Annotated in this window: 13 protein-coding genes and 1 tRNA gene; 6 read left to right on the top strand and 8 right to left on the bottom strand. The window is 66.7% G+C overall.

Going from position 1 to position 13,280, the window contains the following annotated elements; genetic code table 11:
* Window positions 1-25 precede the first annotated feature (25 nt).
* From CK625_RS09580 to CK625_RS09550, 7 genes are all read right to left on the bottom strand, one after another.
* Window positions 26-910, bottom strand: a complete 885-nt coding sequence (locus CK625_RS09580; protein ID WP_429001307.1) for an energy transducer TonB family protein — start codon at window positions 908-910, stop codon at window positions 26-28.
* A 34-nt stretch (window positions 911-944) separates the two neighbouring features.
* Window positions 945-3,035, bottom strand: coding sequence for a ribonuclease catalytic domain-containing protein (locus tag CK625_RS09575; protein WP_095540095.1), 2,091 nt, complete (start codon window positions 3,033-3,035; stop codon window positions 945-947).
* Window positions 3,036-3,086: 51 nt separating this feature from the next.
* Window positions 3,087-3,737, bottom strand: a complete 651-nt coding sequence (locus CK625_RS09570; RefSeq protein WP_095540094.1) for an alpha/beta hydrolase — start codon at window positions 3,735-3,737, stop codon at window positions 3,087-3,089.
* Between the two features lie 57 nt (window positions 3,738-3,794).
* Window positions 3,795-4,688: a UDP-2,3-diacylglucosamine diphosphatase gene (locus CK625_RS09565; RefSeq protein ID WP_095540093.1), complete on the bottom strand. Its 894-nt coding sequence runs from the start codon at window positions 4,686-4,688 to the stop codon at window positions 3,795-3,797.
* A 10-nt stretch (window positions 4,689-4,698) separates the two neighbouring features.
* Window positions 4,699-5,196, bottom strand: a complete 498-nt coding sequence (locus CK625_RS09560; protein ID WP_095540092.1) for a peptidylprolyl isomerase — start codon at window positions 5,194-5,196, stop codon at window positions 4,699-4,701.
* Window positions 5,197-5,223: 27 nt separating this feature from the next.
* The gene (locus tag CK625_RS09555) at window positions 5,224-5,772 is read right to left on the bottom strand and encodes a peptidylprolyl isomerase (protein ID WP_275250571.1); all 549 of its coding nucleotides are present in this window, start codon (window positions 5,770-5,772) and stop codon (window positions 5,224-5,226) included.
* A gap of 212 nt (window positions 5,773-5,984) precedes the next feature.
* A complete protein-coding gene (locus CK625_RS09550; protein WP_172424649.1) occupies window positions 5,985-6,614 on the bottom strand; it encodes a tetratricopeptide repeat protein in 630 nt (209 codons plus the stop codon).
* Between the two features lie 178 nt (window positions 6,615-6,792).
* Between CK625_RS09550 and cysS the strand changes: the two genes are divergently transcribed.
* The 5 genes from cysS (at window position 6,793) to CK625_RS09525 (ending at window position 11,943) form a co-directional block, all read left to right on the top strand.
* Complete coding sequence (gene cysS, locus CK625_RS09545) at window positions 6,793-8,175, top strand: cysteine--tRNA ligase (RefSeq protein ID WP_095540161.1); 1,383 nt, start codon at window positions 6,793-6,795, stop codon at window positions 8,173-8,175.
* Between the two features lie 144 nt (window positions 8,176-8,319).
* Window positions 8,320-9,303 carry an acetyl-CoA carboxylase carboxyltransferase subunit alpha gene (locus CK625_RS09540; RefSeq protein WP_095540089.1) on the top strand — a complete coding sequence of 328 codons (984 nt, stop codon included), beginning with the start codon at window positions 8,320-8,322 and terminating at the stop codon, window positions 9,301-9,303.
* A 20-nt stretch (window positions 9,304-9,323) separates the two neighbouring features.
* The gene (gene tilS / locus CK625_RS09535; protein WP_238945612.1) at window positions 9,324-10,397 is read left to right on the top strand and encodes a tRNA lysidine(34) synthetase TilS; all 1,074 of its coding nucleotides are present in this window, start codon (window positions 9,324-9,326) and stop codon (window positions 10,395-10,397) included.
* A 91-nt stretch (window positions 10,398-10,488) separates the two neighbouring features.
* Complete coding sequence (locus CK625_RS09530) at window positions 10,489-11,790, top strand: aspartate kinase (protein ID WP_095540087.1); 1,302 nt, start codon at window positions 10,489-10,491, stop codon at window positions 11,788-11,790.
* A 60-nt stretch (window positions 11,791-11,850) separates the two neighbouring features.
* Window positions 11,851-11,943 (top strand) — tRNA-Ser (locus tag CK625_RS09525).
* 392 nt (window positions 11,944-12,335) lie between these two features.
* Here CK625_RS09525 and CK625_RS09520 read toward each other — a convergent pair.
* Window positions 12,336-12,956, bottom strand: coding sequence for a hypothetical protein (locus CK625_RS09520; RefSeq protein ID WP_143326252.1), 621 nt, complete (start codon window positions 12,954-12,956; stop codon window positions 12,336-12,338).
* Here CK625_RS09520 and CK625_RS13740 point away from each other — a divergent pair.
* The gene (locus CK625_RS13740) at window positions 12,955-13,143 is read left to right on the top strand and encodes a hypothetical protein (protein ID WP_143326251.1); all 189 of its coding nucleotides are present in this window, start codon (window positions 12,955-12,957) and stop codon (window positions 13,141-13,143) included. The two genes, CK625_RS09520 and CK625_RS13740, sit on opposite strands and share 2 nt — an antisense overlap.
* Window positions 13,144-13,280: the final 137 nt, after the last annotated feature.

Below are 13,280 nucleotides of genomic sequence, written 5' to 3'. Positions count from 1 at the left end.
GAGGGTGGGGTCGGTGGGCATGGGCTCACTGCGGCGCGGGCCTGCTTTGCAGCTGTGTGGCCAGCGTGGCGTCGCGGCGGAATTCGAAGGTGGAGGTAAAGCCGATCTGGTCGGCCGTGCGCCGGATCTCGGGCGAGAAGGGGCCGAACGGCCCGGCGGCGTGCACGATGGATTGGGCGCGCACGTCCAGCGCCAGATTGCCCGAGCTGGTATCGACCTCGGCCGAGAGCACGCTGCCGTCGTGGTCGATCATCACGGTCAGGATCAGCTTGCCGTAGAGCTTGCGGCCGTTTTGCGTCGGGAAGTTGCTGGTGCCGCGCTCCTCGATGCTGCGGCGCACGTGGTCCAGGTACAGGGCCGTGACCGAGTCCTGCGTGGCCGGGCTGATGTAGCGCTTCTTGGGGCGCTCGTTTTCTTCCTTGACCAGGCGCTCGATCTCGGCGAGCTGCTCGACCAGCAGCAGGCGCTTTTCCTCTTGCGCGACTTCTTCCGGGGTGCGCTCGGTGCGGCGCGGGTCGGGCACGGGCAGTTGCGCGACCTGCTCGCGCAGCTCGGCCAGCAGGCGGTTCTGGCGCTCGCGCGGGGTCTCCTGGCGCTGCTGGGCGTCCTCGGTGTCGCTGCCGATGCGCGTGAGCGCCGCGTAGGGCGTGGGGCTGGTGGCGCGGCCGCTGTCGGCATCGCCGCCGCCGGCCAGCGCCACCTGGGCCACGGCCTTGCTTTCCTCGGGGCGCTCGTCGTCGCTGCGGGCATTGACGAGGATGACCTCCAGCGGCTGGGCGCTGAGCGTGCGCTCAAAGGCCTGCGGGCTGACGAAGCGAATCGTCAGCAGCACGGCATGCACGAGCAGCGAAGCGATCAGCGCGATCGAGAAGGCCGAGAGGTTTCTGAAGTGGGCGAGCAGCTTGTTCACGGCGGCCGATTATGCGTGGATATGGGCGGGGGCTTCAGGCCGCCGGCGCGCCGACGGCTGCGCTGTCGTCCTCTGGCGACACTTCCAGTGCGATGTGCAGGGCCGGGGAGAGCTCGGCGTCCTCTTGCTCGGCATCGTCGCCGCCGATGTCCTCGGCGCTGGCGGGGCCGTCCAGGCGGGCGATGACGCTGGCGCCGATGTCCAGCGCCAGCAGATCGGCCTGGCCCAGGCGCAGGCGCACGCGCGTGCCGCGCACCAGCTCGCTGCCGCCTGGCACGCGCAGCACCAGCGGCAGGGTGTCGGCGCGCGCCAGCGCGGGCTCGCCGTTGATGGCGTCGCGGATGATGGCCGCATCCAGCTCGGTGATCTGGTTTTGCTGCAGGTAGCGCAGCGTCCAGTAGCGCTCCATGTCGGACTGGTAGCGGTTGTAGGCGGTGTAGGCGGCGTCGAAGGCGCTGATGATGGAGAACAGCTCGGCATCCTTGGGCTTGAAGGGCGCGCTCAGTGCGGCCGTTTGCCCGCCTTGCACGGCGGCGATGATTTGCCACTGGTTGACCAGGTCCACATAGCGGCGCAGCGGCGAGGTGCTCCAGGCGTAGCTGGGCACGCCGATGCCCGCGTGCGGCAGCGCCTTGGTGCCCATGCGCACCTTCACGCCCGGCGCCAGGCTGTGCTGGCTGCGGTAGATGGCCGGCACGCCATAGTGCGCCAGCCAGCCGCCCCAATGGCTGTTGGCCACGATCATGGCCTCGGCGACGATCAGATCCAGCGGCGCGCCGCGCTGGCGCGTGGTGATTTGCACGGTTTCATCGCCCGTGGGCAGCTCGCCCTGTTGCCCCAGCAGGCGGAAGTTGTAGTCCGGGCGGCTGAAGTTCTCGGGCTTGCCGCGCACGTCCTCGCGGCGCTGCTTGAGCGCCTGGGCCAGCCGGTGCAAAAAGGCCAGCTGCGGCCGCAGCGCCAGCAGCTCGGCGCTGGCGGCGGCATCGGCTGCCTCGGTGGCCGGCTGGGCATCGGCCAGCCAGGCCTCGGTGACGATGTGGTCGATCTGGTCGTGGCGCAGGTTGTGGCTGGTCTGCACGCGCTCGATGCGGGTTTCGTAGGCCGTGGGCGTGAGGCTGGCCTCGTCGATGCGCACGTACAGCGACACGGCCGGGTTGGCGCGTCCGGCGTCCAGCGTGTATTGCTGCACCACGGCATCGGGCAGCATGGTCAGCTTGGCGCCGGGCATGTAGACGGTGGACAGGCGCGCGCGCGCCAGCTGGTCCAGCGCATCGCCGGGGCGGATGGCCAGGCCCGGCGCGGCGATGTGGATGCCCAGCGTGACCTGGCCGCTGCCCAGGCCCTGCACGGACAGCGCGTCGTCGATCTCCGAGGTGCTGGAGTCGTCGATGGAGAAGGCCTCCACGGCCGCCAGCGGCAACTGGGCATCGGGCTCGGGCGCGGCGATGGGGGCAAAGGCGTGGCCCTTGGGGAATTGCTCGAACAAAAAGCGCTGCCAGTGAAACTCGTAGCACGAGGCAATCGCGCCGGCGTTTTGCAGCAGCGTCAGCGGCGGCAGCTGGGTTTGGCGCGCGGCCTCGACCACGGCCTTGTATTCGGGCGCGTTCTTGTCGGGCTTGAAGAGGATTTTGTAGAGCTGCTGGCGCACCGGCTCGGGCGTCTGGCCGCTGGCCAGCTCGGCGGCCCAGGCATCGATCTGCAGCTGCTGCTGGCGCTTTTTCTCGATCGCCGCCAGGGCCTGCTTGAGCACGTCTTCGGGCGCTTTCTTGAAACGCCCTTTGCCGGCGCGGCGAAAGTAGTGCGGCGCCTCGTGCAGGCGCAGCAGCGCGGCCACCTGGTGGGCCAGGCTGGCCTCGGCGCTGAAGTATTCGCGCGCGAAATCGGCAAAGCCGAATTCGTCTTCAGGGGCAAATTCCCAGGCCAAATCCAGATCGATCTCGGGCGCCAGGGCCTGTGCGCGGGCCAAAAGCTCCTGGGGGCTGGGTTGGGCAAAGCTCAGCAGGGCGTTGGCTTTCTTGACCTTGACGCGCTTGCCGCTGTCGAGCTCGACCTGGGCAGAGGCATCGGCCTCGGAGAGGATGCGGCCGGCCTGGAATTTGCCGGCTTCTTCGAACAACAAATACATCGGCGTATTCTCGCACGCCCGGTTTGTCGCTTGGCGGCGGTGGCGGGGTTCTCAGGCTTGCAGATGGCGCAGCACCAGCTCGCGCAGCAGCGGCAGCTTGCCGGTGAACAAATGGCTGGCGCCGGGCACGACCAGCACCGGGTGGCTGCGCGGGCGCGCCCAGTCCAGCACCAGTGGCAATGGCACGCTGGCGTCGTGCTCGCCGTGGATGACCAGCGGCGCGCCAATGGCATCGGGCGTGGCGTAATGGCGCTGGGCATTGACTTGGCCGCAAGGCATGGCCGCCAGCACCAGCCGCGCAGCGGGTTGGCCCTGTTGTTGCAGGCGCGCAGCCAGCAGGGCTTGCACGAAGGCCCCGAAGGAAATGCCCAGCAGGGCAATGGGCAGACCCGGCTGCGCGCTGCGCACGGCCTGGTACAGGGCGTGCAAGTCCTGGGCTTCGCCCTGGCCGTGGTCGTACTGCCCGGCGCTGTCGCCCACGCCGCGAAAGTTGGGGCGCAGGGTGTTCCAGCCAGCCTGGCACAGGGCTTGGGCCAGAAACTGCGGCAGCTTGTGCCGGGCGCTGCCGCCCAGCAGTGGCTGCGGGTGGGCGATCAAGGCAATGCCGCGCGGCGGCTGGGCGCCGGCGGTATCGATCAGCACCTCCATGGGGCCGTGGGGCAGGGCGAAGTGCTGCACGCCGCTGTGGTGAAGATCGAGCATGGCAAAGGCCGGCAGGATGGAAGTGATGATGGGATAGGGGCTTTGAACAGGCCCTGGTTACGGCGCTGCAGCGTGGTCGTGGTCGTTGGCGGTGGAGCGGGCTGTCGTGGCCAAGTCGATGCGCGCCCAGTGCAGCCCCTGGTCGCTGCGCAGGCGCAGGGCCTGCAGGCGCGGCGGCTGGGCATCGGCATCCCAGTCAGAGAGCACGATGCGCGCCAGGCCCTGGCCCAGGGCGTGCTCGCCAGGGCAGTGGGTGTGGCCGTGGATCAGGGTGGCGCAGCCGCTGCGCTGCAGCCACTGGCAGGTGGCGGCGGGGTTCACGTCCACATAGCCGCTGCTGTCCTGCCCTTGCTTGCGTTGCTCGCTTTCGCTGCGGATGTGGCCGGCCAGCGCGCGCCGCGCCGCCAATGGTTGCGCGAGAAAGTGCTGCTGCCACTGGGGCTGGCGGCTCATGGCGCGAAACTGCTGGTAGGGCAGGTCGTCGGTGCACAGCGCATCGCCGTGCGAGAGCAGCCAGCGCGGTGCATCGGGGCCGCTGCCCAGCTCCAGCACGCAGGGGTCTGGCAGCAACTGCACGCCCGTGGCCTGGGCAAAGCCCTGGCCGATCATGAAATCGCGGTTGCCGTGCATGAGGTACAAGGCCTTGCCCGCCTGCGTGCAGGCGCGCAGCAGCTGGGCGGCCTCGGTCTCGAAACTGCCGGGCTCCAGCAAGGCGTCGTCGCCCACCCAGACCTCGAACACATCGCCCAGCAGCAGCACGTGCTGCGCCGGGGTGTGGCGCAGGTAGTGCGCAAACGCTGCCCAGGTGCCGGGCTGGCTGCGCTGCAGGTGCATGTCGGCCACGCAGTCGATCACCAGCGGCGCGGCGCCCTGCGGCGGCAGGGGCAGGCGCAGCTGGCCAATCTGCGGGGGCAGCGCTGGCACTGTCGCTGGCGGGCTGGCGGGCGCCATGGGGCTGCTGTTACAGCGCCACAGCCTTGGTGATGACCACGTCGTCCTTGGGCACGTCGTCATGGAAGCCGCGGCGGCCGGTGGCCACGGCCTTGATCTTGTCCACCACATCGGTGCCTTCGACGACCTTGCCGAACACGGCATAGCCCCAGCCGTCCTGGCCGGGGTAGTTCAGAAAGTCGTTGTTGTTCACGTTGATGAAGAACTGCGCCGTGGCCGAGTGTGGCGCGCTGGTGCGGGCCATGGCGATGGTGTATTGGTCGTTCTTCAGGCCGTTCTTGGCCTCGTTCTCGATCTCCGCGCCGGTGGGCTTTTGTTTCATGCCTGGCTCGAAGCCGCCGCCCTGGATCATGAAGTTGCCGATGACGCGGTGAAAGATGGTGTTGTCGTAGTGCCCGCTGTTGACGTAGGAGAGGAAGTTGGCGGTGGACTTGGGGGCTTTTTCCGCGTCCAGCTCGACGGTGATGACGCCGTGGGTGGTGTGCAGTTCGACCTTGGGATTGCTCATGGTGTGCTTTCAGTGAAGGGAGTGAAATCAATCGACCTTGGTGGCCGAGAGGATGGTGATGGCCTCGGCCGGCACGTTCTGGTGCGGGCCTTTGCTGGTGGTGGTTACGGCCTTGATCTTGTCCACCACGTCCATGCCTTCGACGACCTTGCCGAACACGGCATAGCCGGGGTTGTTGGGGGTGGCGTTGAGCGGCACGTTGTTGTTGACGTTGATGAAGAACTGGCTGGTGGCCGAGTTGGGCACCATGGTGCGCGCCATGGCGATGGTGCCGCGCTCGTTCTTCAGGCCGTTGTCGGCCTCCAGCACGATGGGCGCGCGCGTGGGCTTTTGCACCATGTCGGCGCTGAAACCGCCGCCCTGGATCATGAAGCCGTCGATGACGCGGTGAAAAATCGTGCCGTCGTAGTGCTTGTCCTGCACGTACTGCAGGAAGTTTTCCACCGTCTTGGGGGCTTTTTGCGGTTCAAGCGCGACAACGATGTCGCCCATTGAGGTGCTGAGCTTGACGCGCGGCTGGCTGGCGGCGGGCTGCTTGTCCTTGCCTTGGGCGGCTGCCGGGCTGGTCAGCAGCATGGCGGCGCAGGCGCTGAGGCTGGCGGCGGCCAGCAGGCGGCGCAGGGTCAGGCGTTTGGCTGGGCTGGTGTGCATGAGGCGGGTTCCTTGTGTGGTGGGATGGAGGGGAGGGCGGCAGGGTCGGCTGCGCAGTGCGGACTGCGCGGCGAGGCGTTGGCCGCGGGGTCTTGTGTGAACAGGCCCTATCGGCAAAGTTCCCCGGCGGGCTGCCGTCATGGCTTGGCCGGGGCGGCTGCGGCCGACGGCGTGCTGCTGTCAGTGGTGGCTTGCACAGCCTGTTGCAAGGCCTGCAGTCGCTGCGCAGTGCCCGGCTGCGGGGCCAGCTGCTGGGCGGCGCGCAGGTGCTGCAGGGCCTGCTGCACCAGCACATCGGCCAGGTTGGCGTGGGCCTGGGCGTAGTCGGGGTTGTTGCGCAGGGCCTCTTGCAGCAGGCGCTGGGCTTCGTCGAGCCGGCCCTGCCCGGCGCGGATCACGGCCAGGTTGTTCCAAGGCTCGGGCAGCTCCGGGTAGGTCTGGGTCAGCTGCGTGAGGCTGGCGTCGGCGGCCTGGGTCTGCCCCAGGGCCAGCTCGGCATTGGCCTTGAGAAATTGCAGCTGCGGGTCGCGCGGCGCGGCTTCGATGGCGCGTTGGGCCAAGCTCAGCGCCTGTGCGGCTTGGCCGCCTTGCAGCAGGCGGGCGATCTCCGTGTGCTCGACTGTCTGGGCCAGTGCCTGGCCTGCCAGCAGCGCAGCGGCCAGCAAGGCGGCGCTGGCCTGCAGCCAGGGCATGGTGGGCAGCACACGGAGCCGGCGCAGACGCGCGGCGGGCTGGAGGGGCGAGGCAATCGTCCGAAATGAAAACATGGGCGCGTAGTATAGAGACACCAGCCACGCTGGCACGCCGATGCCGCAGCGCCGCCCCAGCCCATGGGGCCTGCGGCAAAACCCCGGATAATCGCGCCTTTTGCCATTGACGAGGGCAGTGCCTGCCGGGCCGGTCGCGGCGCGCCAGGTGCCCTGGTTCGACAGGATGGTTTCTGCCATGGGTCTTCGCATTTACAACACGCTCACGCGCGCCGTGGGCGACTTCACGCCGCTGGAGCCCGGCCATGTGCGCATGTACGTTTGCGGCATGACGGTGTACGACTATTGCCACCTGGGCCATGCGCGCTCCATGGTGGCGTTTGACGTGGTGCAGCGCTGGCTCAAGGCCAGTGGTTATCGCGTCACCTATGTGCGCAACATCACCGACATCGACGACAAAATCATCCGTCGCGCCGCCGAAAACGGCGAAACCATCCGCAGCCTGACCGACCGCATGATCGCCGCGCTCAATGAGGACGCCGACGCCCTGGGCATCGAGCGCCCCACGCACGAGCCGCGCGCCACCGATTACGTGCCGCAAATGCTCAGCCTCATCGGCGCGCTGGAGGCCAAGGGCCTGGCCTACCGCAGCGGCAGCGGCGATGTGAACTACTCCGTGCGCAAATTCCCCGGCTACGGCAAGCTCTCGGGCAAATCCATCGAGGAGCTGCGCGCGGGCGAGCGCGTGGCCGTGCTCGATGGCAAGCAAGACCCGCTGGACTTCGTGCTTTGGAAAAGCGCCAAGCCCGAGGAGCCCGAGCAGGCCAAGTGGGACAGCCCCTTCGGCCCGGGCCGCCCCGGCTGGCACATCGAATGCTCGGCCATGGGCTGCGCGCTGCTGGGCGAGCATTTCGACATCCACGGCGGCGGGGCCGATCTGGCCTTCCCCCACCACGAAAACGAAATCGCGCAAAGCGAAGGCGCGCACGGCAAGCCACTGGCCAACGTCTGGATGCACAACGGCTTCATCAATGTGGACAACGAGAAAATGTCCAAAAGCCTGGGCAATTTCTTCACCATCCGCGACGTGCTCAAGGCCTTCGACGCCGAAACCATCCGCTTCTTCATCCTGCGCAGCCACTACCGCAGCCCGCTGAACTACAGCGATGCGCACCTGAAAGACGCGCGCGCCGCCCTCAAGCGCCTGTACACCGCGCTGGATGCCGTGCCGCCGGCTGCGGTGCAAATCGACTGGGCGCAGCCGCTGGCCGCGCGCTTCAAGGCGGCGATGGATGAGGACTTTGGCACGCCCGAGGCCGTGGCCGTGCTGTTTGAGCTGGCCGGCGAGGTCAACCGCAGCCAGGACGCGCAGCTGGCCGGCCTGCTGCAGGCCCTGGGCGGCGTGCTGGGCATTTTGCAACGGCCACCGCAGCAGTTCCTGCAAGGCGGCGTCGATGACGTGGACGCGGCCGCCATCGAGGCTCTGATCGCCGAGCGCGCCGCAGCCAAGGCCGCGCGCGACTTCGCCCGCGCCGACGCGTTGCGCGATCAACTGCTGGCCCAGGGCATCGTGCTCAAGGATTCGCCCCAGGGCACGACCTGGGAAAAAGCCGCGCCCTGATGCGCGCACCCTGCCGCACCCAACACAACCGCGCCCTACAATTGAACGCCTTTGCCAGCGCGCCCCCAGCAGTGTGCGCTGGCCTTGCCAGGCCGGGGCGTGGCCCTGCGCCTTGGCATTGCCCGCACTCGCCTTTTCTCGACCATGGCCAAGAAGAACTACCTCGACTTCGAACAACCCATTGCCGATCTGGAGCAGCGCATCGACGAGCTGCGCCTGCTGCACGAAGGCAATGAATCGGTCAACCTCAGCAGCGAAATCGAGCAGCTGACCCGCAAGAGCCAGCAGCTCACGCGCGACATCTTCAAGAACCTCTCGCCCTGGCAGACCACCAAGGTCGCGCGCCACCCCGACCGGCCCTACACGCTGGACTACGTGCGCGAGATCTTCACCGACTTCACCGAGCTGCACGGCGACCGCCACTTTGCCGAGGACGCCTCCATCGTCGGCGGCTTGGCGCGCCTGGACGAGCAGCCCTGCGTGGTGCTGGGCCATCAAAAGGGCCGCGACACCAAGGAGCGCGCGCGCCGCAACTTCGGCATGACCAAGCCCGAGGGCTACCGCAAGGCGCTGCGGCTGATGCAGCTGGCCGAGAAATTCCGCCTGCCCGTCTTCACCTTCGTTGACACCCCGGGCGCCTACCCCGGCATCGACGCCGAGGAACGCAACCAGTCCGAGGCCATTGGCCGCAACATCTTCGAGATGGCCCAGCTGCAAACGCCCATCATCAGCACCATCATCGGCGAGGGTGGCTCCGGCGGCGCGCTGGCCATCAGCGTGGCCGACAGCGTCATCATGCTGCAGTACTCGGTCTACTCGGTCATCAGCCCCGAGGGCTGCGCCTCCATCCTGTGGAAGACTGGCGAGAAGGCCGAAGAAGCCGCGCAGGCGCTAGGCATCACCGCGCCGCGCCTGCAGGGCCTGGGGTTGATCGACACCGTGGTCGACGAGCCGGCCGGCGGAGCGCACCGCGACCACAAGCAAATGGCCTACCAGCTCAAGCGCGAGCTGCTGGCCGCATTGGGCACGTTGCGCGAGCTGCCGCTCAAGGCCCTGCTGGAGCGCCGCTACCAGCGCATCATGAACTACGGCAAGTTCAACGAAACGGCCGTCAAAACCCGGCGCTGAAGCCCGGCCATGGGGCTTGGGTGAGCAATTGGATGGGGCATAGCGCCAAGCCATCGCCGCACAGGGCAGGCCCGGCCGCCAATGCTGCCGATGCCGCCGCAGCAGCGCCGGCAGTACAAGCGGTACAAGCAGTACAGAACACACAGGCATTCGAGCAGGCCCTGGCGCACTTTACCCCCAGGCTGCCGCTGGCCGTGGCCTTCAGCGGCGGGGCCGACTCCACCGCCTTGCTGCTGGCCTGCTGGCGGCGCTGGCCCCAGCAAGTGGCGGCCATCCACGTGCATCACGGCCTGCAACAGGCCGCCGACGACTTTGCCAGCTTTTGCCGCGACTTTTGCGCGCAGCACGGCATCGCCCTGCAGATCGAGCATTGCGACGCACGCCCCGGCAGCGGCCAAAGCCCCGAAGACGCCGCGCGTCAGGCGCGCTATGCCGCATTGGCGCGCGGCGCGGCGGCGCTGCGCCTGCAGCAAGGCTGGCCCCAACAGCCGGACATCGCACTGGCGCACCACGCCGACGACCAGGTCGAAACCCTGCTGCTGGCCTTAAGCCGCGGCGCCGGCTTGCCCGGCCTGGCGGCCATGCCTACCAGCTGGCAGCGCCAGGGCCTGCACTGGCACCGGCCGCTGCTGGCCGTGCCTGGCGCGCAACTGCGCCAATGGCTGCAGGCCCAGGGGCAGGGCTGGGTCGATGACCCCAGCAACACCGATGTGCGCTACACCCGCAACCGCATCCGCCAGCAACTGCTGCCCGTGCTGGAGCAGGCCTTCCCGGGCTTTCGCCAGACCTTTGCGCGCAGCAGCGCCCACGCGGCGCAGGCCCAGCAAATCCTGCAGGAACTGGCCGAGCAAGACCTGCGGCACATGGGCGCGCCGCCGGCCATCGGCGCCCTGCAGCAACTGAGCGCCGCGCGCCAGGCCAATGCGCTGCGCCACTGGCTGTGGCACAGCCACGCCACCGTGGCCAGCGCTGCGCAGCTGCAAGAGCTGCAGCGCCAGATCATGGCCTGCACCACGCGCGGCCATGCCATCGACCTGCGGCTGGGGCGCGGCCGCGTGCAGCGCCAGGGGCAGCACCTGCTGTGGATAGAATAGCCGGCTTTGCGCGGCGCCCTGTCGCAGGGCAAAGCGCCCACGGTGCAGCGGCGCAGCAGCGCGCGGCACCGCATTTCATTCATGTACGAAGATGGCACTGATTGTTCATAAATACGGCGGCACCTCGATGGGGACCACCGAGCGCATCCGCAACGTGGCCAAGCGCATCGTCAAATGGGTGAGGGCCGGCCACCAAGTGGTCGTCGTGCCCAGCGCCATGAGCGGCGAGACCAACCGCCTGCTGGCCCTGGCCGCCGAGCTCGAGCCGGCCGAGCGCAGCGCGCAGACCTGCCGCGAGCTCGACGCGCTGGCCGCCACGGGCGAGCAGGCCTCCTCCGCGCTGCTGGCCATCGCCCTGCAGGCCGAAGGCCAGCCAGCCATCAGCTTCACCGGCTGGCAAGTGCCGGTGCGCACCAACAGCGCCTACATGAAGGCGCGCATCGAGTCCATCGAAAGCACGCGCATCCGCAAGGAGCTCGATGCCGGCCGGGTGGTCATCGTCACGGGCTTTCAGGGCATCGACGAGCAAGGCCACATCACTACTCTGGGGCGGGGCGGCTCGGACACCTCCGCCGTGGCCATTGCCGCTGCCATCAAGGCCGATGAGTGCCTGATCTACACCGACGTCGATGGCGTCTACACCACCGATCCGCGCGTTGTGCCCAACGCCCAGCGGCTGAAGACCATCAGCTTTGAGGAAATGCTCGAACTGGCCAGCCTGGGCTCCAAGGTGCTGCAAATCCGCTCCGTGGAATTCGCCGGCAAATACCGCGTGCCGCTGCGCGTGCTCTCGAGCTTCACCCCCTGGGACATCGACCTGGCAGAGGAAGCCGCCTCGGGCACACTGATCACTTTCGAAGAGGACGAAAAAATGGAAAAAGCAGTCGTTTCAGGCATTGCCTTCACCCGCGACGAAGCCAAGATCTCGGTGCTGGGCGTGCCCGACACGCCCGGCATCGCCTATGCCATCCTCGGGGCCGTGGCCGAGGCCGGCATCGAGGTCGACGTCATCATCCAGAACCTCAGCAAAGACGGCAAGACCGACTTCAGCTTCACCGTCAGCCGCGCCGACTACGACCGCGCCGTCAAGGTGCTCAACGAAAAAGTGCTGCCCAACCTGGATCAGGGCGCCAGCCTCGACGGCAACAAGCAAATCAGCAAGGTCAGCATCGTGGGCATCGGCATGAAAAGCCACGCCGGCGTGGCCAGCACCATGTTCCGCGCCCTCAGCCAGGAAGGCATCAACATCCAGATGATCTCGACCTCGGAAATCAAGACCTCGGTGGTCATCGACGAAAAATACGTCGAGCTGGCCGTGCGCAGCCTGCACACAGCCTTCGGCCTGGACGGCGAGGTCAGCATTGACGTGCCCAAGCGCAACGACGAAAAGTAAGACAAAACCGCGCAACTTGCCAAAGCAAGCGAAAAAATCAGGCATAATCGCACGCTTTGCGGAGACGTGACCGAGAGGCCGAAGGTGCTCCCCTGCTAAGGGAGTATGCGGTGATGAGCTGCATCGAGGGTTCGAATCCCTCCGTCTCCGCCAAATACAAAGCCAAGTGATTGCTCACTTGGCTTTTTTTGTGCGCATCTCTGGCGCTGCGGGTTCGAAATTCGTGCCCAGTTGCGTAGCCTCGCGCTGAGGGGAAATTACACAGGAATACGGCCACGTCGGCCGAGCAGGTCGGTGTTTGCCCGATCTCGTACTGCGCGCCAAGCAGTGGGCCGCGATGAATTGTTCAGATCACGTTACCTGGATTTTGGCGGCACCGATCAGCGCCTTGGCACAAACAGGCGCCGTGGTCAACGGAAGCGGCGGCGCAGCGCGAAGTCGATCTGCTCGATGGCTGGGGCCGATCAGCTTCATGGCGCCGATTACACACAGATCGTTCAGGGGGCGACATGTGGGCATCATGCAGATCACAGGCAATGATGGAATCAAGCCGCCTCATGCAGCGAGGCCTGCTCACCCTGCAGATGATGGCTCGGAGATTGCCCAGGTCTTTCCGGCGGCGCTTCGATTTTGGCCAGGGTTTTTTCCAAGCCTCTTAATGAGGCATCAAGCCCGAGTTTGCCCATGCTGGTGCCGATGCCGTCCATGATCGGCATGACTTCGGCCAAGCTGGCAACGTCCGGCGGACGGCTGCTTTTGTTGATGCGGCAAAAGTATTGGATGATCCTGCCGTTTTCGATGGGCTTGACCCAGCCATAACGTCTTTCATCGGTCCGCAAGGTGTGGATGCCTTCGCCCCCCTCGGGAATGATGAGCACCCAACGGGCGCCAAAATGGCGGCCAAGCCGCGCCAAAGTCAGGCGAAAGTCATCCTGCCTGCCGATATTGCTCACTACAAAATGGGTCTGCGGTGATGGCCAGTGAAGGGTGAGCACCTTCACGCCGTAGCGGCGGCGCTCCAGGAACGCCCGCAGCAGGTCAGTTTGCCGTCGCGCTTCGGTGGTTTGGTCGTCCACGATGCCGATGATGGCGACATCGTGCTGTTGGGCGCTTGCCAGGATCTTGTCCAGAATACGGCGGGAAAAATCGTTGATTTCTTGAGTCATGACACGCTCCTTGTTGAATTTGACCGGCTGGGCAGGCGATGGCGTCAACACACAGGATTTTGTCACTGGCATCACGGGCATCACGGGTGTGCGGCTTGTTTCTGGTGTTTCAGATACGGGCGTCATTTCCGATGCTGACGCTGCTGTTATTTCGGCTGGATTGGAGCAGCACTTTGCGCTGCGCTAAAGGCGGTCGATAGTAAAGGCGGCTTGTTCACCAATCAATATGCGGGCGATCTCAAACCAGAAGTGCAACACTCTAAAACGGATACGTTGCACATATGGGGGCACGATAAAAGCAACTGCGGCCAGAGGCACGCATGA

Origin of the sequence: Vandammella animalimorsus (genome assembly GCF_002285265.1) — a bacterium.
GTDB lineage: Bacteria > Pseudomonadota > Gammaproteobacteria > Burkholderiales > Burkholderiaceae_C > Lampropedia.
Note: the sequence above shows the minus strand (reverse complement) of the source record. Positions and strands in the feature narration are given on the sequence as shown.